17 protein-coding genes and 1 tRNA gene are annotated in these 23,744 nt (G+C 67.5%); 7 read left to right on the top strand and 11 right to left on the bottom strand.

Annotated elements, in window-relative coordinates:
- Window positions 1–43: 43 nt before the first annotated feature.
- From AC5P5X_RS02275 to AC5P5X_RS02265, 3 genes are read right to left on the bottom strand one after another with little or no spacing between them, the layout of a single operon-like run.
- Window positions 44–3,898, bottom strand: coding sequence for a YhdP family protein (locus AC5P5X_RS02275; RefSeq protein ID WP_111189438.1), 3,855 nt, complete (start codon window positions 3,896–3,898; stop codon window positions 44–46).
- Window positions 3,899–3,928: 30 nt separating this feature from the next.
- A complete protein-coding gene (gene rng / locus AC5P5X_RS02270) occupies window positions 3,929–5,416 on the bottom strand; it encodes a ribonuclease G (protein ID WP_005410529.1) in 1,488 nt (495 codons plus the stop codon).
- A complete protein-coding gene (locus AC5P5X_RS02265) occupies window positions 5,409–6,017 on the bottom strand; it encodes a Maf family nucleotide pyrophosphatase (RefSeq protein ID WP_005410530.1) in 609 nt (202 codons plus the stop codon). The genes rng and AC5P5X_RS02265 overlap by 8 nt, the downstream gene beginning before the upstream one ends.
- A gap of 131 nt (window positions 6,018–6,148) precedes the next feature.
- Between AC5P5X_RS02265 and AC5P5X_RS02260 the strand changes: the two genes are divergently transcribed.
- From AC5P5X_RS02260 to AC5P5X_RS02245, 4 genes are all read left to right on the top strand, one after another.
- A complete protein-coding gene (locus AC5P5X_RS02260; protein ID WP_005410531.1) occupies window positions 6,149–6,886 on the top strand; it encodes an SIMPL domain-containing protein in 738 nt (245 codons plus the stop codon).
- Window positions 6,887–7,099: 213 nt separating this feature from the next.
- Window positions 7,100–7,750: an energy transducer TonB gene (locus tag AC5P5X_RS02255; RefSeq protein WP_062606139.1), complete on the top strand. Its 651-nt coding sequence runs from the start codon at window positions 7,100–7,102 to the stop codon at window positions 7,748–7,750.
- A 197-nt stretch (window positions 7,751–7,947) separates the two neighbouring features.
- On the top strand, window positions 7,948–10,785 hold the full coding sequence (locus tag AC5P5X_RS02250; RefSeq protein ID WP_005410533.1) for a TonB-dependent receptor: 2,838 nt from the start codon (window positions 7,948–7,950) through the stop codon (window positions 10,783–10,785).
- Window positions 10,786–10,914: 129 nt separating this feature from the next.
- The gene (locus AC5P5X_RS02245; RefSeq protein WP_329762636.1) at window positions 10,915–12,336 is read left to right on the top strand and encodes a basic amino acid/polyamine antiporter; all 1,422 of its coding nucleotides are present in this window, start codon (window positions 10,915–10,917) and stop codon (window positions 12,334–12,336) included.
- A 73-nt stretch (window positions 12,337–12,409) separates the two neighbouring features.
- Here the strand turns inward: AC5P5X_RS02245 and AC5P5X_RS02240 are convergent.
- The 8 genes from AC5P5X_RS02240 to AC5P5X_RS02205 form a co-directional block, all read right to left on the bottom strand.
- Window positions 12,410–12,486: transfer RNA gene (locus tag AC5P5X_RS02240), tRNA-Asn, on the bottom strand.
- A 22-nt stretch (window positions 12,487–12,508) separates the two neighbouring features.
- Window positions 12,509–12,979, bottom strand: a complete 471-nt coding sequence (rlmH, locus tag AC5P5X_RS02235; protein WP_062606137.1) for a 23S rRNA (pseudouridine(1915)-N(3))-methyltransferase RlmH — start codon at window positions 12,977–12,979, stop codon at window positions 12,509–12,511.
- A 64-nt stretch (window positions 12,980–13,043) separates the two neighbouring features.
- Window positions 13,044–13,454 (bottom strand): ribosome silencing factor, encoded by a 411-nt coding sequence (gene rsfS / locus AC5P5X_RS02230; RefSeq protein WP_005410536.1) that lies wholly within the window; start codon window positions 13,452–13,454, stop codon window positions 13,044–13,046.
- A gap of 57 nt (window positions 13,455–13,511) precedes the next feature.
- Complete coding sequence (nadD, locus tag AC5P5X_RS02225; RefSeq protein ID WP_005410537.1) at window positions 13,512–14,180, bottom strand: nicotinate-nucleotide adenylyltransferase; 669 nt, start codon at window positions 14,178–14,180, stop codon at window positions 13,512–13,514.
- Window positions 14,181–15,218, bottom strand: a complete 1,038-nt coding sequence (gene holA, locus AC5P5X_RS02220) for a DNA polymerase III subunit delta (RefSeq protein WP_012480930.1) — start codon at window positions 15,216–15,218, stop codon at window positions 14,181–14,183.
- A gap of 9 nt (window positions 15,219–15,227) precedes the next feature.
- Complete coding sequence (locus AC5P5X_RS02215; protein ID WP_005410539.1) at window positions 15,228–15,812, bottom strand: LPS-assembly lipoprotein LptE; 585 nt, start codon at window positions 15,810–15,812, stop codon at window positions 15,228–15,230.
- Window positions 15,813–15,948: 136 nt separating this feature from the next.
- On the bottom strand, window positions 15,949–18,591 hold the full coding sequence (leuS, locus tag AC5P5X_RS02210) for a leucine--tRNA ligase (RefSeq protein WP_111189442.1): 2,643 nt from the start codon (window positions 18,589–18,591) through the stop codon (window positions 15,949–15,951).
- Window positions 18,592–18,696: 105 nt separating this feature from the next.
- Complete coding sequence (locus AC5P5X_RS02205) at window positions 18,697–19,299, bottom strand: DUF998 domain-containing protein (protein WP_111189439.1); 603 nt, start codon at window positions 19,297–19,299, stop codon at window positions 18,697–18,699.
- A gap of 124 nt (window positions 19,300–19,423) precedes the next feature.
- Between AC5P5X_RS02205 and trxA the strand changes: the two genes are divergently transcribed.
- The 3 genes from trxA to AC5P5X_RS02190 all read left to right on the top strand — a co-directional run bounded on the left by trxA (window position 19,424) and on the right by AC5P5X_RS02190 (window position 23,712).
- Window positions 19,424–20,281 (top strand): thioredoxin, encoded by an 858-nt coding sequence (trxA, locus tag AC5P5X_RS02200; RefSeq protein ID WP_012480933.1) that lies wholly within the window; start codon window positions 19,424–19,426, stop codon window positions 20,279–20,281.
- 153 nt (window positions 20,282–20,434) lie between these two features.
- Window positions 20,435–22,090: a FecR family protein gene (locus AC5P5X_RS02195; RefSeq protein WP_111189440.1), complete on the top strand. Its 1,656-nt coding sequence runs from the start codon at window positions 20,435–20,437 to the stop codon at window positions 22,088–22,090.
- A complete protein-coding gene (locus tag AC5P5X_RS02190) occupies window positions 22,087–23,712 on the top strand; it encodes a CHASE2 domain-containing protein (protein WP_100438797.1) in 1,626 nt (541 codons plus the stop codon). Before AC5P5X_RS02195 ends, AC5P5X_RS02190 begins: the two co-directional genes overlap by 4 nt.
- The last annotated feature ends 32 nt before the right edge of the window (window positions 23,713–23,744 follow it).

Below are 23,744 nucleotides of genomic sequence, written 5' to 3'. Positions count from 1 at the left end.
TGCTGGGGCGCTCAGGCAAGCCCCGTGAACAGGAGGTCCACGCTCAGCGTGAGCGTGGCAGGTCGGTAACGGGCGGCGGAACGGCCGGGGCCGGGCGCGGCGCGGGCGCTGGCGGGGTCTTGTCGCGGCTGCGTTCGATCACTTCCACCTTCGGCTCCTTCCATGGACCGGTCACCTTGTAGGTGCGGGCGCCGATCTCGCCGAGCGGTTTGGACAGTACCGCATTGGTGGCCGCGCCGAGCGCCGCGCCCACCGGGCCACCGGCCACCGCGCCGACCACCGTCAGCAGGTTGCCGGCGCGCGGGTTGACATCGATGGTCTGGTCGAACCGCTGGTTGCGCAGGTCGGCCTGGCCGCGGATGGTGATGTTCGCCGCCGGGCCCTCGATCAGTACCTTGTCGGTGCGGGCCATGCCCTGCCCGAACTGCACGCTGCCGTCGACCTGGTTGAACGCGAAGCCCTTGGAGAAGAAGTCGCGGAAGTCGAACATCAGGCGCCGCGGCAGCTGGGTCACGCTGAGCAGGCCCAGCACACGGCCAGCGCCCGGCTCCAGCTCCAGCAGCTGGCCATTACGCGCGTGCAGATCAAGGCTGCCCTGCAGATTGGCCAGCTGGAAGTCCGACGGCCCCCCGCTCCAGGAGGCCTGCAGCTGCGCCTGGCCAGAGCCGCCACGCAGCTGGCCGCCGTAGTCGAGGTTCTGCATCAGGCCGCCCAGGTCCTCGCTGCGCACCTGCGCGGTCAGCTCGGTGCGGGCACCACCGGTGCGACCCAGCCAGCGACCGCTGATGTCGATTTCCTGGTCGGGCGCGCGGAAGCGCAGCTCGTCCACGTTCAGGCCATTGGCCAGCGGCCGCGTACGCAGCACCGCCTGGCCCAGCACCACCTTGCCGAACTTCAGGTCGGCGATGTCCAGCGCGAACGGCGGCAGCTTGGCCGGGTCCATGTCGTTGGCGCCGGCCTGCACCCGGGCTGGCGCGGCCGCGCCCGGCGCCGGCGGCAGCGACTGCCAGTGCACACGGTCGAGTCGGCCACTGATGGTGCCTCCTTCGGCGTTGGGTACGGTCAGGCGACCGGCCAGCGAAGGTCCATCCAGGCGCACGTCCAGCGCCTGCGGTCCCGGCTGCAGCTGCAACCGGGTCTGCTCGAAGACGCCGCCGATCAGCATCAGCTTGCCGACCTGCACGTCCACTGCACGCAGCGGCATGCCGTCATCGTCGTTGCCACCACGGGCCAGACTGATCCACTCCAGCGCATCCAGAGTCGGGCTGCGGCCATTGACGGACAGTCCGCTGGGCGGCGGCTCGCGATTGGCATGGTCGCTGCCCAGGGTGACCTGCACACCGGTGCGGTTGTTGTGGCTGCGCGCGGCCAGGGCCAGACGCTGGCCAAAGGCCACATCGATGCGACCAGCGCCCATCGGCAGCTGCGCGGCCACCGTGGTCGCCAGCGGCTCGGTGGCCGGCTTGTCCAGCGGTGCCGGCAAGTCCAGGCGGGTTCCCACCAGATCCGAACTCAGGCGCAGTTCGCTGGGCGGTGCGGGCGCTCCCGGTGCGACTTTGGGCAGGTTGACCGCGATGGTCCAGGGCGAGTTACCCGCGATATAGGGCTTGAGCCACGCCATTTCCGGGGCGCGGTCAATCAGCACACCGGCGTCGAGGTTGGCCGTCAGCTGCGACTCGAACGCCAGCCTGCTGTCGTGCACGTAGCCGCCGGCACGCAGGCTCAGGCGGCCGTCCTGGCCGAGGTGGCGCACCGCCAGTTCCTCGGCACCGAAGCCGCCATTGCTGTAGCGCGCCTGCCCATGCATGTTGTCGAAGGCCAGCTGGAAGCGCTTGTCCACCAGTTTCACACCATTGAGGTCGACCGTGCCCTGCAGGTGACCGCCGCCTTCATCGTGGTGCAGCGGCTGCAGCAGGTCGAAGGTCACATGCGCCGGGCCCGCAGCCGTGAGGTTGTCCAGGGTGTCGCCATAGTCCTTGTGCAATGGGCTCTGCCGCAGCATTGCCAGCAGTCTGCCGGCCTCGCTCTGCGCATCGGCACGCACGTACAGCGGCTGCTGCCCGAAGTCCTGTATGCCCGCCTCGAATTTCTGCACCGCTACACCGGCCAGGTCCCCGCGCCCATGCATGTCGAAGCCGGGGCCGATGAAGGCGATATCGGCGTCGACCTGGCGCATCAGCGGCCAGTCGTGCTGGAAGCGGATGTCGCCGTTGGTGATATGGCCGGTGGCCTCGAAACGGCCATCGTTGTTGTCGAACGGCCAGTCGTCCAGGTCACCGCTGACCAGGCCGATGCCATTGCGCACCTGGCCGCCGGCCAGCGCCATGTCCAGCCAGTCGGTGGCGCCCTTGCTCATCTTGGAGTGGATCCAGAAGCGCTTGGCCGCCGTCATCGGCACATCGTCCAGCTTGGCCGCCAACTGCAGCCAGGGCCGCGTGCCGTCGCCCTGGAACCAGACACCACCGCGCACATCGGCCGCGTAGTCGGTGCCTTCCACGCGCATCGCCGCAGTGCCGATACGCCAGCCACCGCCCTCGTCACGCCAGCCCACCACTTGGCCCGCCAGGTGCAGGTCATGCCGCACGCCAAAGCCGGTGGGCCAATCGAACTGCAGCTGCCGTTGCGGTTGCAGCTGCAGGCTGAAGCCATCGGCGTCGCCCTCGAAATGTCCCCCCAGGCCGCGCAGACCCGGAGAATTGCCAACGCTGGCAAAGCCCAGCGACTGCAGCTCGCCCTGTGCCCGCAACGGGCCATCACGCTCGCCGGCCAGTTGCAGCTCTCGCACATCCAGCTGCGGTTTGGACAGGAACAACCAATGGCGCAGGCCTGCCTCGAGGCGATCACTCAGCGCCAGCGCACGCAGCGCCGTACCGGCCTGTACTTCGCCGGAACTCACCCGCAGCTGCCTGCCAACCTGCAACTGCAGGCCATCGAGCTGTTGTTCGCCGTCTTCGGTCTTCAAACGAAGGCGCGGTACCTGCAGCGCCCAACCATCGGCCTGGCGCTGCCAGCGCAGGCGCGCCTGCAAGCGCTGCAGCTGCAACCGCGGCGTTGCCACGTCGGGCATCGGTGCACCGTCGACGCGCACGTCACGCAGGTCCGAATCGGTGGTCAGCGCCACCGGCGCGAAGTCGCGCAGGGTCAGCCACAGGTTCAGCTCACCCTTGCCTTCGCGCAGGCGCACGCCACCAGCTGCCAGCAACGGCGACCAGGCATGGAAATCAACAGGATCGGCACCCAGCCAGGCCTGCCCGTTGCCGCGCGCGCGGTCCACGTCCAGCACTGCGGTCAGCGGCAGGGCATCGGTCTGCGCCCAGGCACGCACGCCCACACGCAGGCGGTCGCCATTGACGCGCAGGCGCAGATCGATACGCGGCAGGGTGGTATCGATACCCAGTCCCGGTGCATGCACACCCAAGCGGCCATCGATCACCTGCAGCTCGCCCAGCCGGCGCAGCGCGTCCAGCGGGTCACCGCCCGTGTCTGACTTCGGCAGGCCACGCACCGACCAGCGGCCGTCCTTGCCCTGCTGCAGGTCCAGTGCCAGGCCACGCAGGCGCAGCTCGGTCAGCGAGCGACCAGGCAGCATCCCGCTGTACATTGACACCAGCACTTCGGCCTCGCCGATGGCCAGGCCCTGACCGGCGCCGATGCGCAGGCCCTTCAGCTGCAGCAGCGGACCACGCCGGGTCCAGGCCGTCTGCAGCTGGTCGAAATGCACCGGCTGGCCGGCACGCTCACTCAGCCAGGCGGCAATCCTGTCGGGGTGACGCTCGGCCAGCGGCAGCAGCTGGCTGAGGGTACCCACCAGCAGTGCCAGCCCGACCAGGCCTACCGCGCAGGCGGCAATGAAATGACGGCGGATCCTTCGCAGTCGCAGGCGCGGCGGCGCGCTCATCGGCCACCGCCGGCCTGCGGCCGGCGAGGATCAGAGCAGAACGACATCGAATTGCTCCTGCAGGTACTGCTCGTCCGCCTGGAAGCGGATGCTCTTGCCGAGGAATTCCTCCAGCTCGGCCACCGCCGAGGATTCCTCGTCGGTGATGCGCGCGACCACCTTGGTCGAGGCGATCACCAGCAGGCGTGCGGCATCGAACTGGCGCACGGCACGGGTGATCTCGCGGAAGATCTCGTAGGTCACCGTTTCGGTGGTCTTGATGCTGCCACGGCCACTGCACTGCGGGCACGTTTCCGACAGCTGGCGCTCCAGGCTTTCCACCGTGCGCTTGCGCGTCATCTCCACCAGCCCCAGCGGAGAGAAGTCGTACACCGTGGTCTTGGCATGGTCGCGGGCCAGCGCCTTTTCCAGGGTGCGCAGCACCTGGCGGCGATGCTCGGCATCGTCCATGTCGATGAAGTCGATGATGATGATGCCGCCCAGGTTGCGCAGGCGCAGCTGGCGGGCCACCGCCTGTGCCGCTTCCAGGTTGGTGCGGAACACCGTCTCTTCCAGGTTGCGCTGGCCGAGGAACGAACCGGTATTGACGTCGATGGTGGTCATCGCCTCGGTCTGGTCGATCACCAGGTAACCACCGGATTTAAGCGGCACCTGCTTGTCCAGCGCACGGCCGATCTCGTCCTCCACCCCGAACATGTCGAAGATCGGGCGATCGCCTGAATACAGTTCCAGCTTCTCGGCCAGCACCGGCATGTACTTGGCCACGAACGCCTGCAGCTGCGCGAAGGTTTCCTTCGAGTCCACCTTCACCTTGTCCACGTCCTTGCGGATCAGGTCGCGCACCGAACGCAGCGGCAGGCTCAGGTCTTCATAGATGTTGCTGCACGAGGCCGCTTCGCGGCCGCGGCGCTCGACCACGTTCCAGACCCGCGACAGGTAAGCGATGTCCTCGGCGATGGCCTCGGCCGGCTGGCCCTCGGCATTGGTACGCACGATGTAGCCGTAGCCGCCATGCTGCGCAGACAGCTCGGTCACCAAGGCCTTCAGGCGGGCGCGCTCGGCTTCATCCTCGATGCGCGCGGACACCCCCACCACCTTGGATTGCGGCAGCAGCACCATGTAGCGCGACGGGATGCTGATCTGGGTGGTCAGGCGTGCGCCCTTGGTGCCGATCGGGTCCTTCACCACCTGCACCACGATGTCCTGGCCGTCACGCAGCAGCTCGACGATGGGCACGCTGGCCGGCGGCGGAAGGGTCGTGTTCTCGGTGTCTGCACTGGCCACCGGGGCCGGGCGCACCACGTCGTTGGCGTGCAGGAACGCGGCGCGCTCCAGGCCTACCTCGACGAACGCGGCCTGCATGCCGGGCATGACCCGCTGCACCTTGCCCTTGTAGATGTTGCCGACCACACCCCGGCGCCAACCGCGCTCGATGTGCAGTTCCTGCAGCATGCCGTTCTCGATCACCGCGACCCGGGTCTCGCGCGGGGTCACATTGACCAGGATTTCCTCAGACATCGGCAGCCTCCCTGGCGGCATCGGCAGTGGGGGCCGGCACGCCACAGCGCGCCAGCAGACGATCGGTATGCAGCAATGGCAGCCCCATGACGCCGGAGTAGCTGCCGGAAAGATGTTCGATCCAGCGCTCGGCCCCGCCCTGGATGGCGTAGGCCCCGGCCTTGTCCAACGGCTCGCCGGTGGCGACATAGGCGGCGATGTCGGCGGCGGCGATCGGGGCGAAGGTCACTTCGGAAATGACCAGTTCGCTGTCCAGCCCGTCGGCGCCGACCACCACCACCGCAGTCATCACCTGGTGGGTGCGCCCGGCCAGGCGCGCCAGCATCGCGCGTGCGCCGGCGGCGTCGGCCGGCTTGCCGAAGACCTCGCCGTCCAGCACCACTTCGGTGTCCGAGCCGAGCACCCGCGCCTGCGGATCATTGGCCAGCACCCGGGCCAGGCCGGCGCGCGCCTTGTCGGCGGCGACCCGGCACACATACTGTTCGGCGCTTTCAGCGGGCGCGCGCTGCTCGACGACCTCCAGGTCCAGGGCCTGGAAGGGGCGTCCGAGTCGGGCCAGCAACTGGTTGCGTCGGGGGGAGCGGGAAGCAAGATAGAGCATCGGCACAGCATAACCTGAGGCTGCCACCTGAATCGTCGGCAACCCGTCCCGGAACGCGTTCAACCCCGAACGGGCTCACAGCGCGTTCATCGCTACGACACCACCCTCAACGGCACAACAAGGAGTTCTCCATGCGCCTGACCGCCACCCCGCTGCTGCTTGCCCTGTCCCTCGCCCTTGGAACCTCGATGACTGCCCATGCCGCCCCGTCGTCGCCGTCGATCGCCGCCGCGGCCGAAGGCACGCTGCTGAACATCTCGGCCAATGCCGAAGCCACCCGCGTACCGGACGTGGCCACCCTGTCGGCCGGCGTGGTCACCCAGGCTGCCGATGGCAACAGCGCCATGCGCCAGAACGCCCAGCAGATGGACAAGGTGCTGGCCGCGATCAAGGCCGCCGGCATCGCCGAGCGCGACGTGCAGACCAGCGGCGTCAGCCTCAACCCGCAGTACCGCTATGCCGACAACGAAGCGCCGAAGATCACCGGCTACCAGGCCAGCAACACGGTCAGCCTGAAGGTCCGTGACATCGCCAAGCTCGGCAAGGTGCTGGACGCGCTGGCCGCTCAGGGCGCCAACCAGATCAACGGCCCCAGCTTCGAGATCGACCAGCCGGAACCGGTCTATGACGAAGCGCGCCTGGCCGCGCTGAAGAAGGCCCAGGCCCGCGCCCAGACCTATGCCAAGTCGCTCGGCCTTCAGGTGCGCCGCATCGTCAGCATCTCCGAGAATGCCGGCGGTGGTTACCGCCCGATGCCGATGATGCGGACCATGGCCGCCGGCGCGGCGATGGACAAGGCCACGCCGGTCGCCCCGGGCGAATCCACTGTCTCGGTCAACCTGGACGTGGTGTTCGAGCTGGGTCGCTGATCCCATCCGTTCCGGTAGACGGAGGCGGGTCCCGCAGGGGCCCGCCTTTTTCATGGGCCAGGGCGGCTGGCTGAAGGCCAGCCCAACGATCCTGCCCCTGCCTCTAGGCAGTGGCCGGGGCCTGGCGCTAATGATTGGCTGCCAGCCGCGTGCGGCAACCCCGCCACGTGCCCTGGTGCGTTGAGGACTTCGTCACTGGCATGGAGGTGGACCATGGTTCGTACGTATCCCGTTGCATCCCCGCACTTCGACCCCGCCCGCGTTGCCGCTTGGAGCGCGGCCATCGCCCTGCACCTGCTCGCGTTCCTGTTGCTGCTGATCCCGGCGACCTACCAGGCCGTGCAGGTCCCGCGTGACAAGACCACGGTCAGGCTGATCGAGAAGATCCCGCCAACGCCGCCCCCACCGGTGCTGCAGGAACCGAAGGAAGTCGCCCGGGTCGTGCCGAAACCGCAGGCACAGCCGGCGACACCGCCACTGCCGGCCCCAACCGCGACCGTGGAGGAAACGCAGGGCATCACGCTGCCGGCCGCTGAACAGGCCCCACCGCAACTTGCGCCGAGCATCGACACCCATGCACCGCTGTCCGGCGCCCAGCTGCAGTACCGCAGTGCACCGCCACCGGCCTATCCAGTCGCCGCACTGCGCAACCATGAGCAGGGCACGGTGCTGCTGCGGGTGGAGGTCGACAACAGCGGTCAGCCGGTCGCGGTCAGCATCGAGCGCAGCAGTGGCTCGCGCCACCTGGACCAGGCCGCACGCCAGCAGGTGCTCAAGCGCTGGCGCTTTGAACCGGCCCAGCGTGATGGCGTAGCGGTACCGGCCATCGGCCTAGTGCCGGTGCAGTTCTCGTTGCCGGACTGACGATCCGGGGCCGGTCCGACCACCTGTCGGACCGGCCTTCGGGACCGAACTGCCAAACTCGGCAAAGTTCCAGTTCAAGCGTTACGGATTAAGCAAAATTTCACGACTTCGTCACCCGTCGGAAACCTAGATTGGCCCGTCCCGGACACTCCGGAGACAGCCCTCAACGCTACGGTTTTCCAGTTAGGAGAGAAGCTGTGAAACACCTGATCCAACGGCCCGCCAGCCGCCGCCGCTGCACCCTGGCATCGTCCATCACCCACATCCTTACCGGCGGCACATTGCTGCTGGTTGGCGCCGTGGCTTCCACCTCCGCCTTCGCGCAGGAGAAGGCCACCAACCTGGACCGCATCACGGTTACCGGTTCGAACATTCCGCGCACCAACACCGAAACACCGTCCCCGGTGCAGGTGGTGACCCGCCAGGAAATCGACCGCACCGGCAAGACCACGGTCGCCGAATACCTGCAGACCATCACCGCCAACGGCGCCGGCTCGATTCCCAAATCATTCGGCAACGGCTTCGCCGGCGGTGGCGCCGGCATCTCCCTGCGCGGTCTTGGCGCGGGCTCGACCCTGGTCCTGTTGAACGGCCGCCGCATGGCGACCTATGGCCTGGCCGATGATGGACAGAAGGTCTTCACCGACCTGAGCACCATCCCCCTCGACGCCGTTGAACGCGTGGAAGTGCTGAAGGACGGCGCCTCGGCGATCTATGGCTCCGATGCCATCGCCGGCGTGGTCAACATCATCCTGCGCAGTGATTTCCAGGGCGCCATTCTGCGTGGCTCCTATGGCGTCTCCGGCGACGGCGACGGCGATACCCGCAAGGCGACCCTGACCGCCGGTACCGGCGACATGGCCACCGACGGCTGGAACGCCTTCTTCAGCCTGGACGTCGGCAAGAGCGACGCGATCAAGATCAGCGACCGCAAGAACCGCAAGTGGATCGGCACCGGCGACACCCGCCAGTGGGGCTACGGCAACAATGCGCAGTTCCTGGGCGGCGCCTTCCTCAGCGGCAGGACCCGTGGCGGTGTCGGACCGAACGGTTCGGTGTATGACGACCGCAATGTCACCGAGACCAATCCGGCGACGCTGGTACCGCTGCCGGGCTGCCAGGGCCTGACCACCATTGGTGGCCAGACCGATGCTTCGGTGGCCGCGCAGGGCTGCCTGTGGGATCCGGCGCAGCTGTACCGCGACATTTCGCCGGAAGAGAAGTACGTCAACGTGTTCGGACGTGCCAGCTTCGCCTTCGGCGAGGGCGGCGAGATCTACACCGAGATCGGCTACTCGAAGAAGGAAACCACCTTCAGCAACACGCCGTCCGGTGTTTCCGGCGGCTGGGGCTACCCGGGTGGCCCGGTCAACGCCAACAGCGGCGACGGTGCCGTGGTGCTCGGCCCGAATCATCCTGACCGGCCTGCCGGCCTGGGCAACGGCCCGTTGCGCCTGCGCTACAGCGCCTGGGATGTCGGCCCGCGCGTGACCGACAACACCAACGAGTTCAACCGCTTCCTGGTCGGCGTCAAGGGCAACTGGGGCGACTGGAGTTATGACACCGCCTACCTGCATTCGGGCACCGACCTGGTCAACGAGCGCACCGGCTTCCTGCGCTACAGCGCCGTGAAGTGCGCGCTGGGCGACGCGAACTGTGCCGGTGGCGTGTGGCGCATCGGTGACAATGCCAACCTGAACTCCAAGGCACTGTACGACTACATCTCGCCGAAGATCAGCGCACGCGCCAAGTCCAGCCTGGACATGTTCGACTTCACCGTGTCGCGCAGCCTGATGGATCTGAAGGGGGGGCCGCTGGGCCTGGCGATCGGTACCGAATGGCGCAAGACCAGCAACAGCCTGACCCCGCAGACCTACACCGACACGGGTGACATCATCGGCCTGGGCTACTCGGCCTATGACGGCACGCAGAACGTCTACGCCGGTTACGTCGAACTGTCGGCACCGGTGCTGGAGCAGTTGGAACTGTCCGCTGCACTGCGCTACGACAAGTATGAAAGCGGTGAAGGCAAGGCCACGCCGAAGCTGGGCGTGAAGTGGACGCCGGCCGACTGGATCGCCTTGCGCGCCAGCTACGCCGAAGGCTTCCGTGCACCGAACCCGGCCGAGAACGGAGACGGTGGCCTGGCCGCCTTCTCCACGGCCTCGGATCCGATCCGTTGCCCGGACGGTGAAAACCCGGCCCCGGGTGCTTCGCCGGACGACTGCGGCTCGCAGTCGGTTGCGATCATCACCCGTCCGAACAAGGACCTGAAGCCGGAAGAGTCTAAGAGCTACTCGGTGGGCATCGTATTGCAGCCCACCAGCTCCACCTCGCTGACCGTCGATGCCTGGGAAATCAAGCGCACCAACGAGATCGCCCAGGGCGATACCGATGACGCGATCCGTGCCGGCAATGTCCTGCGCGACAACAACCTGCTCAACGGCGTCGCAGGCACCGGCAGCATCCTGGCCGTCAATACCGCCTACATCAACGCAAGCTCCTCGCGCGTTCGCGGCATCGACACCGACATCCGCCAGACCTTCGACATCGGTCCGGGCCAGCTGGAGATGGATCTGCAGTGGAGCCACCTGCTGAAATTCGAGCGCACCAGCGGTGGCAGCACCGATGACTTCCTGGGCACGCACGGCAACTGCGACGTGACCAACTGCATCGGTACGCCGAAGGATCGCATCAACTTCGGTACCACCTGGAAACAGGGTCCTTGGAGCGTGAGCGGCGTTGCCAATTACATCTCCAGCATGGACAACACCGACAAGCGTGGCGGCAAGTACCAGTTCTTCTACTTCGACGGCACGCCGGTGAAGAAGATCTCCTCGTTCACCACCTTCGATCTGTCCGGCCGTTGGGCTGTTACCGACGAGTTCGAGCTGAGCGCTTCGGTCGAAAACGTGTTCGATCGCATCGCTCCGCTGGATCCGCTGACCTATGGCGGCGTGAACTACAACCCGATGCACTTCAGCGGCGCCATCGGCCGTTACTTCACTGTCGGCGCCAAGTACACCTTCAAGTAATACCGTTCAACGCACCACCTTCGAAGGCCCGGGCATCTGCCCGGGCCTTCGTCGTTGCGGCCCCTTGCGTGCATGTTCACGGGCACACCGCTACCGTGGGTCGGCGTCATCAGCGCCGCAGGGGACATCATGGCCGCGACATCACAACGCCTCGGGCTGCCCGCGTTGACCGCACTGGTGGTCGGCTCGATGGTCGGTGCCGGCATCTTTTCATTGCCGCAGAACGTGGCGCGCAGCGCCGGTCCGGCGGCGGCGCTGCTCGGCTGGGCGGTCAGCGGCGCCGGCATGCTGATGCTGGCCTTCGTGTTCCAGGCCCTGGCCAACCGCCGGCCGGATCTCGATACCGGCATCTACGCATACGCGCGCGAAGGCTTCGGCAACTACATCGGCTTCTCCGCCGCGTGGGGCTACTGGGTTGCCTCGGTGCTCGGCAACGCCAGCTTCTTCGTGCTGATCTTCAGTGGCCTCGGCCACTTCATGCCGGTCTTCGGTGAAGGCAATACCCCGGCCGCCGTGGCCGCTTCGTCGCTACTTCTCTGGACCGTGCACCTGCTGGTGCTGCGCGGCCTGCGCACCGCCGCCATCGTCAACGGCCTGGTAACGGTGGCCAAGCTGCTGCCTATCACGTTGTTCCTGATCCTGGCCGCCGGTGCCTTCCGCATGGATGTGTTCCGCGCCGATTTCCTGGGCGCGCCCGCACTCGGCGATCTCGGCCAGCAGCTGCGCGGCATGATGCTGGTGACCGTGTGGGTATTCATCGGCATCGAAGGTGCCAGCATCTACTCGCGGCGTGCGGCCCGTCGCGCCGATGTCGGCCGCGCCACGGTGATCGGCTTCCTCGGCGTCTGGCTGCTGCTGGTGCTGGTCAGCCTGCTGTCGATGGGCGTGCTGTCGCAGGCCGAACTGGCGGGGTTGCCCAATCCGTCGATGGCTTACATGCTGCGCGCCATCGTCGGCGAGTGGGGCGCGACGGTGATCATCGTCGGCTCGATCATTTCGGTACTCGGCGCGCTGCTGGCCTGGGTGCTGCTGTGTGCCGAAGTGCTGTACGCCGCCGCAGGCGACGGCACCATGCCGGCCTTCCTGGGACGCGAGAATGCGCGCGGCGTGCCCGCCAACGCGCTGTGGCTGAGCAATGGCTTGATCCAGCTGTTCCTGCTGCTGGTGCTGGTCAACTCCGGCAGCTACACGGGCCTGGTGCTGCTGGCGGCCTCGATGAGCCTGGTGCCCTACTTCCTGTCCACCGCGTTCGGCGTGCAGTTGGCGTGGCGCGGGGACGCCTATGCGGGTGAACCGGGCGTGCGCTGGCGTGACTTCGCGGTGGCGCTGCTGGCCAGTGCCTACGCGTTGTGGCTGGTGTATGCAGGAGGCCTCGACAACCTGCTGCTGTCGGTGCTGCTGTATGTGCCCGGCGTCGTGGTGTTCGCACTGACCCGGCTGCAACGCGGTGAGCAGGTATTCACGCGTTGGGAATGGGTGTTGTTCGGCGCCATTCTGGTGGTGGCCATCGCTACGCTGGTGGCGTTCTCCAGAGGTGAGCTGGCACTGTAGAGTCGAGTGCGGGCTCAGCTCTACAACAACGCAAAAAAAAGACCTGCATCTTGCGATGCAGGTCTCTTCAAGGTGGCGCCCGAAGTTGGACTCGAACCAACGACCCCCTGATTAACAGTCAAGTGCTCTAACCGGCTGAGCTATTCGGGCAGACGACTAGTATAACCACTCTTCACGCGCGATGGTAGGGGTGATTCGCAATCATTGCGGCGGCCCGGTACAACTGCTCGGCCACCACCAGGCGCACCAGCATGTGCGGCAGCGTCAATGGTCCAATCGACCACTTTTCGTCGGCCAGCGCGGAAACTTCCGGCGAATGCCCTTCCGGGCCACCGATCAGGAAGGCAAGGTCCCTGCCCTGCCCACGCCAATGCTCCAGCCGCTGCGCCAGCTGTTCGGAACTGAGCTGGCGGCCCGGCACATCCAGCGCCACCACATAGGCATTCTTCGGCAGTGCGGCGATCACGCGCTTGCCTTCGTCTTCGGTGGCGCGGCGCGCATCGCGGCCCTTGCCGCGCAGGCCGGGCTCGATTTCCACCAGATCGAACGGCAGCCAGTGCGACAGCCGCTTCTGATACTCGGCGAAGCCCTGCGCCACCCAGCTGGGTGCGCGTTCGCCGGTAGCAATCAGGCGGGCTTTCATCAACGGTCCTCCAAAACGTCGACGGCGCCATCGGCGCCGTCGAAGGGATGCATCAACGTGCGGCTCAGGCCACTTCGTCGTCGCTGGACGGCGGCTGGTCGCCAACGGTCCACAGGCGCTCCAGGGCATAGAACTCACGCACGCGCGGCAGCATCACATGCACGATCACGTCGCCCAGGTCGACCAGCACCCACTCGGCTTCGCGCTCGCCTTCAACACCCAGCGGCATCACGTCGAGATTCTTGGCAAAGCGCACGACTTCATCGGCGATCGACTTGACGTGGCGGGTCGAGGTGCCCGAAACGACGATCATGTAGTCGGCAACGCTGGACCGGCCGCGCACATCGATCTCGACCAGGTCCTTGGCCTTCAGGTCTTCGGTGGCTTGGCGGACGCTGGCCAGCAGTTCCGGCACGGACGGCGGCGGGCTGGGCAGATCGACCTTGATGGTCTGGGGCTGGGTCTGGTTGCTCAAAGTGGATCGACTCGATAAACGTGGGGCGATTATACGGGCAAGCCGGGGCGGCGGCATTCACGGCGTAGGGGAGCGGTACAGGCCATGGGCGGCCACATAGTCGGCCACGGCCGGCGGCAGCAGCGCCCGCCAGGGGCCGCCGGCGGCGATCTGCGCACGCACGGCACTGGCCGATTCCTCGCGCAGCGGATGATGCAGGCGCAGGATGCGCCCGGCCGGACTGGCGAACAGGGCCTGCTCGTTGTCGGCCCAGCGCCCTTCCAGGGCGCGGCCAAGTTCGCCATCCACCGAGGCCTGAAGGGGACTGCCCGGGCGCTCGGCCACCACGAAATGGGCCAGCCCGAACAGTGCCTCCCATTCATGCCAGCGGGTCAGGCCCAGCAGGCTGTCGGCCCCGACCAGCCAGGCCAATGGCCGGCTGGGGCCCAACTCGCCGCGCAGTTCGCGCAGGGTGTCGACGGTATAGGACGGGCGGCCGGGAAAGCGTATGGCGCGGTCCAGTTCACGATGGTCCAGCAGCAGGCCTGGCTCATCGCCGATGGCCAGCGAGAGCATGGTGAAGCGCTGGTCAGCGGTTGCGCCCGGCACCGCGCGATGCGGCGGATCAGCCGCTGGCAGCATGCGCACAGCGACCTGCAGTTCGTCACGGGCAGCACGCGCGATGGCGAGGTGCCCGAGGTGCACCGGATCGAAGGTGCCCCCGTAATAGATCCGCAGGCTCATCACTCAGGCCCGCGCCAGCAGGCGCACGGCACGCGGTTCGGCCACGGCCACCAGCAGGCGCTCCAGCGCCAGCCAGGCATCACCGTCGGCGCGCCCCTTGGCGATGCGGTCGACCAGTCCGGCCTCGGCCACGAAACGCTCCCAGCGCTTGCCCTCGGGGTGCCGCTGCAGCGCACGCTTGTAGGGCGCTTGCCGCGATTCCCAGATGCCGCGCGATTTCATTTCGGCGGCCAGATTGCCGCCACGCGCCTGTACCCGGGCCAGGCCGGCACCAGCCAACAGCTCGCGGATCACCATTGGCATCAGTGCGGCCACCGCCTCGCCTTCGCCGCGCAGGCCCGCCAGCATGCGCAGCACCGCCGGCGGCTGGCCGGAGAACGTGGCTTCCAGCAGCCGGAAAACGTCATAGCGGGCGGCGTCGGCCACCAGCGATTCCATCCGTTCCACGTCCAGCGGCTGGCCGTCGGCCAGCAACGCCAGCTTGTCGATTTCCTGCGCAGCGGCCAGCAGGTTGCCCTCGACCCGCTCGGCCAGGCGCTGCACGGCGGCCGGATCGGCACGCAGGCCCTTGCCACGCAGGCGGCGCTCGATCCAGTCCGGCAGTTCGTGCGGCTTGATCGCCCACGCCACCGACAGCACGCCGATGCGATTGACTGCCTCGGCCCACTTGCCCTGGTGGGCCTTGCTCCATTCGCTGGCGGTAATCATCAGCACCACGTCCGGCGCCGGGTTGGCGCAGAACTGGCTGATCACCTCGGCCCCGTCCTTGCCCGGCTTGCCGCTGGGCAGGCGCACCTCGACCAGGCGGCGGGCACTGAACAGGCTGGGCGCGTTGAAGCTGGCGTCGAGCTGGTTCCAGTCGAAATCACGCCCATCGGCGTCGAACACTTCCCGCTCGGCGATGCCGGCGGCGCGTGCGCGTGCACGGATGGCGTCGGCCGCCTCAAGCACGCGCAGGGTTTCCGGGCCGGCAATCAGGTAGACCGGCGCCAGCGGGGTGTCAGCGCCCTGGCTGGCCAGCTGCTCCGGACGCAGTTCCATCGTCGCGACTCAGTGCTTGGCTGCGGGAACCGGCTCGGCCGGCTCCGCCCCTTCGATCGGCTTGGCCTTCGGCGCCGTCAGGCTGCCGCCCTTCTCGATCTCGGCGCGCACCACGCTGTCGATGCGGCGGATGATCGACGCGGACATTTCCCGTCGCAGCTCATCGGCCAGGATTTCGCGTTCGGTGGTGGTACCGGTGGCGTCGGTCGGCGGCGACACGTAGTCGCGCGACAGTTCGATCACCTGCTGCGGCACCAGCTCGCTGCCATCCTCGCGACGGAAGATGAAGATCACCGCATAGCGCAGGCTGTACTCCTGCGCACGGCCCTGCGAGTCGATGGCGATCGGCAGGTCGCCCCAGCGTTCGGACAGCACCTGGAGCTGGGTACTGGGCCCCTTGCTGTCCTCGTCGGCCAGCTTGGCACCGGAAGCCAGCAGGCTGCGATTGAGCAGCTTGACCAGTTCGCTGTAAGGCGCGGTGGAGACCACCTTCACCGGCGCCGTGTCGGTCGGCAGCATCAGCTTGTTGCGCAGATGGAAACCGCAGCCGGCAAGGCCGAGGACAAGAACGAGGGCAAGCAGGATTCGGGTCATGGAGACAGTCTGGCGGAGCCGGGCGATCACGGCAACACACAGCCTGCCCGAAGCCGCGTGAATGCAGGGCCATCAAGTGCATGGCCCCGCACCGGGAAGGTACCGGCCACCGCGTGGGTGACCGGCCCAGGATGCATCAGGCAGCGACGATGTTCACGATCTTGCCCGGCACGATGATGATCTTGCGCACGGTCAGGCCTTCCATGAACTTGGCCGCATTCGGCTCGGCCAGAGCCAGTGCTTCGACCTGCTCGCGTGCAGCATCGGCGGCCACCTCGATGGTGCCACGCAGCTTGCCGTTGACCTGCACGGCCAGGGTCAGCGCGTCGCGCACCAGCGCACCGGCGTCGGCCTGCGGGAACGGCTGGTCTTCCAGCAGCGTCTCGCCATGGCCCAGCACCTGCCACAGGGCGTGGCTGGCATGCGGGGTGATCGGGTTCAGCAGCAGTACGATGGCCTGCAGCGCTTCCTGGCGCACCGCACGGCCCTGCTCGCTGCCGTCCTCGAACTTGGCCAGCGCGTTCATCAGTTCCATCACCGCCGCGATGGCGGTATTGAAGCTGTGGCGACGGCCATAGTCGTCACCGACCTTGCCGATGGTCTCGTGGGTCTTGCGGCGCAGTGCCTTCTGGTTGGCGTCCAGCGCGGCCACGTCCAGCGCCGGGGCGGCACCGTCGGCGGCGTGCTTCTGCACCTGGGCCCACAGGCGGCGCAGGAAGCGCGCCATGCCGTCCACGCCGGCTTCGTTCCACTCCAGCGACTGTTCCGGCGGGGCGGCGAACATCGAGAACAGGCGCACGGTGTCGGCACCGTACTTGTCGACCATCGCCTGCGGGTCCACGCCGTTGTTCTTCGACTTGGACATCTTTTCAGTGCCACCGACCACCACCGGCTGGCCGTCGGCGATCAGCGTGGCGCCAGTGATGCGGCCGCGCTCGTCGCGCTGCACTTCCACATCGGCCGGATTGATCCAGTCCTTCGAGCCGTCCGGGTTCGGGCGGTAGTAGGTCTCGGCGATCACCATGCCCTGGCACAGCAGGTTGCGTGCCGGTTCGTTGCTGTCCACCATCCGCGCGTCGCGCAGCAGCTTGTGGTAGAAGCGGAAATACATCAGGTGCAGGATCGCGTGCTCGATGCCGCCGATGTACTGGTCGACCGGCAACCAGTAATTGCCGCGCTTGTCGACCGCATCACGGGCACCCGGCGAGGTGTAGCGGGCGTAGTACCAGCTCGACTCCATGAAGGTGTCGAAGGTGTCGGTCTCGCGCTCGGCCGCGCCGCCGCATTCCGGGCAGGTGGTCTTGCGCCATTCCGGATCGGTCTTGATCGGCGAACCAGTCCCCGAGAACGCCACGTCCTCCGGCAGCACCACCGGCAGCTGCTCTTCCGGCACCGGCACCGCACCGCACTTGTCGCAGTAGATCACCGGAATCGGGCAACCCCAGTAGCGCTGGCGGCTCACGCCCCAGTCGCGCAGGCGATAGTTGACGCGGCGCTGGCCCTGGGCCTTGCGCTCGAAGCGTTCGGCCAGGGCTTCGAAGGCGCCCTGGAAATCCAGCCCATCGAATTCGGCCGAGTTGACCAGCTCGAAGGCACGGTTCTTGTCGCTGTACCAGTCCTGCCAGCGGGCACCATCCCAGGTGCGCTCGTCGTCGTTGCGCGGATCCTTCAGCGCGATCACCTGCTTGATCGGCAGGCCGTACTTGTTTGCCACTTCATTGTCGCGCTGGTCGTGGCCCGGAACAGCCATCACCGCACCGGTGCCGTAGCCCATCAGCACGAAGTTGGCGACCCACACCGGCACCTTTTCGCCGGTGACCGGATGGATGGCACGCAGGCCGGTGTCCATGCCGCGCTTTTCCTGGGTTTCCAGCTCGGCCTCGGACACGCCACCCTGCTTCATTTCCGACAGCAGCGCAGCCAGTTCCGGGTTGTTCTTCGCCGCATGCAGGGCCAGCGGATGTTCGGCGGCGATCGACACGAAGGTCACGCCCATCACGGTATCCGGACGGGTGGTGAACACGCGCAGCGGATCCAGCGCAGTGCCGTCGACATCACGCACGTCGAACTGGATTTCCAGGCCTTCGGAGCGGCCGATCCAGTTGCGCTGCATGGTCTTGACCGAATCCGGCCAGCCGTCCAGTTCATCCAGGCCGTCCAGCAGTTCCTGGGCGTAATCGGTGATGCGCAGGAACCACTGCGGGATCTCGCGCTTCTCGACCAGCGCACCGGAACGCCAACCACGGCCATCGATGACCTGCTCGTTGGCCAGCACGGTCTGGTCGACCGGATCCCAGTTCACCACCGCATTGCGGCGGTAGGCCAGGCCCTTGCGCATCAGGCGCGTGAACATGCGCTGTTCGTGGACATAGTAGTCCGGGCGGCAGGTGGCGAATTCGCGCGACCAGTCCACCGCATAGCCCATGGCCTTGAACTGGCCACGCATGTGCTCGATGTTCTTGTAGGTCCAGGCCGCCGGTGCGGTCCTGTTCTTGATTGCCGCGTTCTCCGCCGGCAGGCCGAACGCGTCCCAGCCCATCGGCTGCAGCACGTTGTGGCCGGTCATGCGCTTGTAGCGGCTGATCACGTCGCCGATGGTGTAATTGCGCACGTGGCCCATGTGCAGCGCACCGGACGGGTACGGAAGCATCGACAGGCAGTAGTACTTCGGCTTGTCCGAAGTCTCGTCGACTTCGAAGGCACGGGTGGCGTCCCAGTACTTCTGGGCGGCGGATTCAACCTGCTGCGGGTCGTAGGCGTTGGTTTCAGCGCTGGTCATGGAACACGCGGATGCGGCGGCAAAGCGGTACAGCGTACCGCAGTGCGGCAAACGTCTCCAATCCTGCCCGCCGACCGCCGGCGTCGCCAGCGCCCGGAGCCGATCTCAGCGCGGTCGCGACAGAGGCAGGGCCAGCGCCAGCCAGACCGCCCAGCAGGCGAATGCAAGCCGTTGTGCCAGCGGCGCCGGCAGCACGCCCTGCAGCGCAAAGGCAGCCAGCGCCGCCAGCACGCCACAGGCGAGCGCCACCCCGCCCAGGGCGCGGCCGTGCGTCTGGCGCAGCTGCGAGATGCCCAGCAACAGGGTGCCGGCGACGAAGCCCAGCACCCAGATCATCCAGGCACTGGCGTGCAGCTGGCTGGCCGGCCCGTGCAGATCGTCCACATCCAGCGGCATCAAGCCCATAGCGGTGAAGGCCAGTCCGCCCAGCAACAGCATCTGGCTGCCCACCCGCGGCGCCCAGCCAGCACTGGCCGGCAGCTGTCGGCGCAGGCACTCGGCCGCTACCACCGCCAACAGGCCCGGCAGTACGAAGCCCAGCAGATTGAAGGCCAACGCGTGCGGCACGCCGTGTGCGCCCAGCAGGGCCACCGGGTGACTGGCCTGTGCATAGCCGTCCAGGCCGGCGCCGAAGCCCAGCACCGCCAGCACGAACAGCAGTGCGGCGGCGGGGCCGGACAGACGCGACAGGGAAGACGGGGAGGTCATGCAGGCTCCAGGAGCAACGGCGGCGGGAACGACGCATTGTCGGGCATTTGCCGCAGTCCGGGTTGAGACTGGCATCGATCGTCACCATAGAATCGGTCTCCAGACGCCAATCGATGCCTCCCCCATGACCGAGACGACCTACGTATTCGACGCCACCACTGCGACCTTCGAGGCCGAAGTCCTGCAGAAGTCGCTGCAGACGCCGGTGCTGGTCGACTTCTGGGCCACGTGGTGCGGCCCCTGCAAGACCCTGGGGCCGATGCTGGAAAAGCTGGCCGCCGAATACAACGGCGCCTTCGAGCTGGCCAAGGTCGATGTCGACAAGGAACAGCAGATCGCTGCCGCCTTCCAGATCCGCTCGGTGCCGACCGTGTTCCTGGTCAAGGGCGGCCAGCTGGTGGACGGCTTCCCCGGCGCCATCCCGGAAGGCCAGCTGCGTGAGTTCCTGGCCCAGCACGGCATCGTGCCGGCCGACGTCGGCGACACTGCCGCCGACGACGAAGCGCCGTTGGATCCGCAGGCACAGGTGGATGTACTGCGTGCGCAGATCGCCGCCGAGCCGGACAAGGACGAGCTGAAGCTCGACCTGGCCCTGGCCCTGCTGCAGATCGGCGGCGTGGACGAAGCCGGTACGCTGATCGACGGCCTGCCCGCCAACCTGGCCACCGACGACCGCGCCGTGCGCGCCCGCGCCCGGCTGTCCTTTGCCGCTGCCCTGAAGGACGCCCCGGCCGCCGAGGTGCTGGACGCGCGCATCGCCGCCAACGGCAATGACCTCAAGGCCCGCCACCTGCGAGGCGTGCAGCTGCTGCTCGGCGGCCATGACGAAGCCGCGCTGGCGCAGTTCCTGGACATGCTGCGGATCGACCGGAGTTTCGAGGAAGGCCTGCCGCGCAAGGCGCTGATCGATGCCTTCAATGTGATCTCCGACGAGGACCTGGTCGGCCAGTACCGCCGCAGGATGGCCTCCCTGCTGTTCTGAACGGAAGCCGGGTTCGTTCAGAATCCCTGCACTGGACGCGGGCAATAATGCGCACGATGGCGGCCGTAGGGCCGCCACGATCCGTTCGGGGGGATGAGGTCGGGGCCATGGGGTCTTGCAGCTGCACCCCCGCATTGCCGGGATTGCAAAACTGTGACCTTCGTCCGCTCGCTGTTGTTTGCCATGCGCTTCCAGGGCGCCCTGCTCTGTGCCCTGCTTCTGCTGCCGGCCATCGCCGCCGCGCAGGACTGGAACTACCGGGTCCGCCCCGGCGACACCCTGTGGGATCTGGGTGGCGTGTATCTGAAACCCTCGGTGCGCTGGCAACAGCTCCAGCAGCACAACCGAATCGACAATCCCTACCGGCTGCCGCCCGGCCAGCTGCTGCGTTTCCCCATCAGCTGGCTGCGCATCGAACCGGCACCGGCGCGGGTGCTCTCGGTCCGCGGCAAAGTCGAACTGTCCAGTGGAGACGGCAGCGCCAGCCGCGCCATCCAGGCCGGCGAGCAGCTGCATATCGGAGACACCGTACAGACCGAGGGCGAATCCAGCGTCACGCTGGAATTTGCCGATGCGTCGCGCCTGCAGCTGCGTGAGTACTCGCGCCTGCGCCTGGACCAGCTCAGCCGCTATGGCCACACCGGCATGGTCGACACCCGCCTGCGCCTGCAGCAGGGCCGCGCCAGCAATCGGGTGACGCCCGCGCGCGGCCCGGCATCGCGCTACATCATCGATGCGCCCACCGCCACCAGCAGCGTGCGCGGCACCGTCTTCCGGGTCAGTGCCGGCGACGGTCGTGATGTCGCGGCCACCGAGGTCCTGCAGGGCAAGGTGCAGGTCGGCAACGCCCATGGCCAGCGCATGGTCCAGCCCGGACAGGCCACCCGCAGCGCCAGCGCAGACGCCGCTCCGGACGCAGTCTCCGTACTGCTGCCGGCACCGCAGCTGCGCAACGATGAACTGCGCCTGGCCCCGTTGCCGACGCTGCTGGCATGGACTCCGGTCGCCGGCGCCGCGCATTACCGCGTTGAAGTGGTGGAGGCAGCCACGCCGGAGATCCTGCTGTTCGCTGCCACCACCCCCGATACCCGCCTGGCCATCGGCGATCTGCCGCCGGGCCAGCTGCGCATCCTGCTGCGCGCGGTCGATGCGCAGGGTGTGGAAGGCATCGACGCCAGTGCCGACTTCGAACTCAGCGACCAGCCTCCACCGCCGCTGACCCTGGCCCCGCTGCATGGACAGACAATCAACAGCGACCGCCCGCGTTTCCGCTGGAGCCAAGCCCCCGGTGCGCGCAGCAGCGTGCTGCAGATCGCGGCTGATTCCACCTTCGTACAGCCACTGCAGGAACAGACCAGCACCGGCACCGACCTGCGCCTGGCGCAGCCATTGCCGCCGGGTCACTACTTCTGGCGGATCGCCTCCCGCAGCGCCGATGGGCACCAGGGGCGCTATGGCCAGGCCCTGCCACTGCAGCTGAGCAACGAGCCGGTGGATCCTGCGCTGCAACCGCCCGAGGCCGCGCACGGTGAGCTGACCCTGCGTTGGCAGGCCGGCAGCGAAGGCCAGCGCTATCGCGTGCAGGTCGACCGCCGCGGCGACTTCAAGGCACCCCTGGTCGACGAAACCGTGGCCGAACCGCAGGTCAGCTTCAAGCGTCCGTGGCGCGGCACCCTGCATGTGCGCGTGCAGTACATCGACGATGACGGCCATGCTGGCGAGTTCTCGCCTGCCCAGAAGATCGCCCTGCCGTGTCGCCTCTGCTATGGCACCGGCGGCGGTGCCCTGCTGCTGTGGCTGCTGTTGTGAGGCGTTCGCCGCTGCCGTGGTCGAAGCGGATCCTGCTGGCCATGCTGGCCGGGATACTGACCCTCGTCGCCAGCCAGGGCCAATGGCTGTGGCGGCAGGACGAGGCCACCTACGACGCGATGGTCGGCAACTGGGACTATCGACCCGACCCGAGCGTGCTGATCGTGGCCATCGACGAAGGCAGCCTGCAACGCATCGGCCAATGGCCGTGGCCGCGCTCGGTCCACGCCCGGTTGCTGGATCGCCTGACCGATGCCGGTGCCGAACGGGTCGCGCTGGATCTGATGCTGTCCGAGCCGGACCGCCGCGACAGCCGCCAGGATGAGGCGCTGGCCGCGGCCATCCGTCGCAATGGCCGGGTGGTGCTGCCGGTGCTGGCCGCACCGGCAGCCGGTGATCGCATGGCCGAGGAAATGCTGCCGGTTCCGCAGATCGCGGCCAGTGCCGCCGCCATCGGCCACACCGACGTTGAGGTGGACAGCGACGGCGTCGCCCGCGGCATCTACCTGCATGCGGGCATCGGCAAGGCGCATTGGCCGGCGCTCGGGCTGGCCCTGACCGGCCTGCCTGCGGGCGCGGTGCGCGGACTGCCCGACCCTGATCCCGAGGTGGGCTCGCCTTATCAATGGCGGCGCAACGACTACGTGCGGGTGCGCTATGCCGGACCTCCCGAGCAGTTGCCGCAGGTTTCCTACGCAGACGTACTCGATGGCCACGTGGACATGGCGATGCTGCATGGCCGCCGCATCATCGTCGGCATGACCGCCAGCGGCATCGCACCGCGCCTGCTGACCCCGACCACCCGCGAGTTCTGGATGAGCGGCAGCGAGTACCAGGCCAACATCGCCTCGATGCTGCTGCAGCACAAGCAGATCGAGGTGCTGCCCCGCTTCTGGCAGCACACCATCAGCGCGGTGCTGGTGGCGCTGTGTGTGATCCTGCTCGGCCTGCGCCTGCCGTGGCTGGCGGCGCTGTGTTCGCTGCCGCTTGCTCCTCTGCTGAGCTGGTTGCTGTTGCGCACCAGCAACCTCTGGTGGGCGCCAGCCACCGCCCTGCTGGGCGTCCTGCTGGTACTGCTGGCCTGGGCGATCTGGCGGATTTCGGCCTGGCACCGGCAGGCCAACCGCGACGCACTGACCGGCCTTGGCAATCGCCTGCGTTTCGAACAGGCGCTGCAGCAGGAATGCGACGCCGCACGACGCAACGGCAAGCCACTGAGCCTGGCGCTGATCGATGTCGACCACTTCAAGCGCCACAACGACCGCCATGGCCACCAGGTCGGCGACCGCGTGCTGCGGGACGTCGCCCGGTTGATCGGCGCGCATGCGCGGCGGCCGCGCGACATGGCCGCGCGTTACGGTGGCGATGAATTCGCACTGGTACTGCCCGATACCCCGGCCGAAGGCGCGCGGCTTGTCATCCAGGACCTGATCGACTGCGTACGTGCGTTGCCGGTACACGGTGACGGCAGCGACGACCGGGTGACGCTCACCATCGGCGTGTTCACCCGGGTACCGGAAGGCGAGCTGCAACCCCATCATTTCGTCGAAGGGGCCGACACCGCGCTGTACCAGGCCAAAGCGAATGGACGCGACGGGTATGTGATCGACGGCGGCGCGTGACCGGTGCCACCGGGTGCAACATACGCATGCGA

Source organism: Stenotrophomonas sp. YJH_SMC_91, from assembly GCF_059368495.1.
Note: the sequence above shows the minus strand (reverse complement) of the source record. Positions and strands in the feature narration are given on the sequence as shown.

What these genes read in the sequence shown, in the direction of transcription:
- AC5P5X_RS02275 (WP_111189438.1), bottom strand. Translation starts at nt 3,898, where the DNA reads ATGAGCGCGCCGCCGCGCCTGCGACTGCGAAGGATCCGCCGTCATTTC.
- leuS (WP_111189442.1), bottom strand. Translation starts at nt 18,591, where the DNA reads ATGACCAGCGCTGAAACCAACGCCTACGACCCGCAGCAGGTTGAATCC.
- rng (WP_005410529.1), bottom strand. Translation starts at nt 5,416, where the DNA reads ATGTCTGAGGAAATCCTGGTCAATGTGACCCCGCGCGAGACCCGGGTC.
- AC5P5X_RS02245 (WP_329762636.1), top strand. Translation starts at nt 10,915, where the DNA reads ATGGCCGCGACATCACAACGCCTCGGGCTGCCCGCGTTGACCGCACTG.
- AC5P5X_RS02260 (WP_005410531.1), top strand. Translation starts at nt 6,149, where the DNA reads ATGCGCCTGACCGCCACCCCGCTGCTGCTTGCCCTGTCCCTCGCCCTT.
- AC5P5X_RS02205 (WP_111189439.1), bottom strand. Translation starts at nt 19,299, where the DNA reads ATGACCTCCCCGTCTTCCCTGTCGCGTCTGTCCGGCCCCGCCGCCGCA.
- trxA (WP_012480933.1), top strand. Translation starts at nt 19,424, where the DNA reads ATGACCGAGACGACCTACGTATTCGACGCCACCACTGCGACCTTCGAG.
- AC5P5X_RS02265 (WP_005410530.1), bottom strand. Translation starts at nt 6,017, where the DNA reads ATGCTCTATCTTGCTTCCCGCTCCCCCCGACGCAACCAGTTGCTGGCC.
- rlmH (WP_062606137.1), bottom strand. Translation starts at nt 12,979, where the DNA reads ATGAAAGCCCGCCTGATTGCTACCGGCGAACGCGCACCCAGCTGGGTG.
- AC5P5X_RS02215 (WP_005410539.1), bottom strand. Translation starts at nt 15,812, where the DNA reads ATGACCCGAATCCTGCTTGCCCTCGTTCTTGTCCTCGGCCTTGCCGGC.
- holA (WP_012480930.1), bottom strand. Translation starts at nt 15,218, where the DNA reads ATGGAACTGCGTCCGGAGCAGCTGGCCAGCCAGGGCGCTGACACCCCG.
- AC5P5X_RS02255 (WP_062606139.1), top strand. Translation starts at nt 7,100, where the DNA reads ATGGTTCGTACGTATCCCGTTGCATCCCCGCACTTCGACCCCGCCCGC.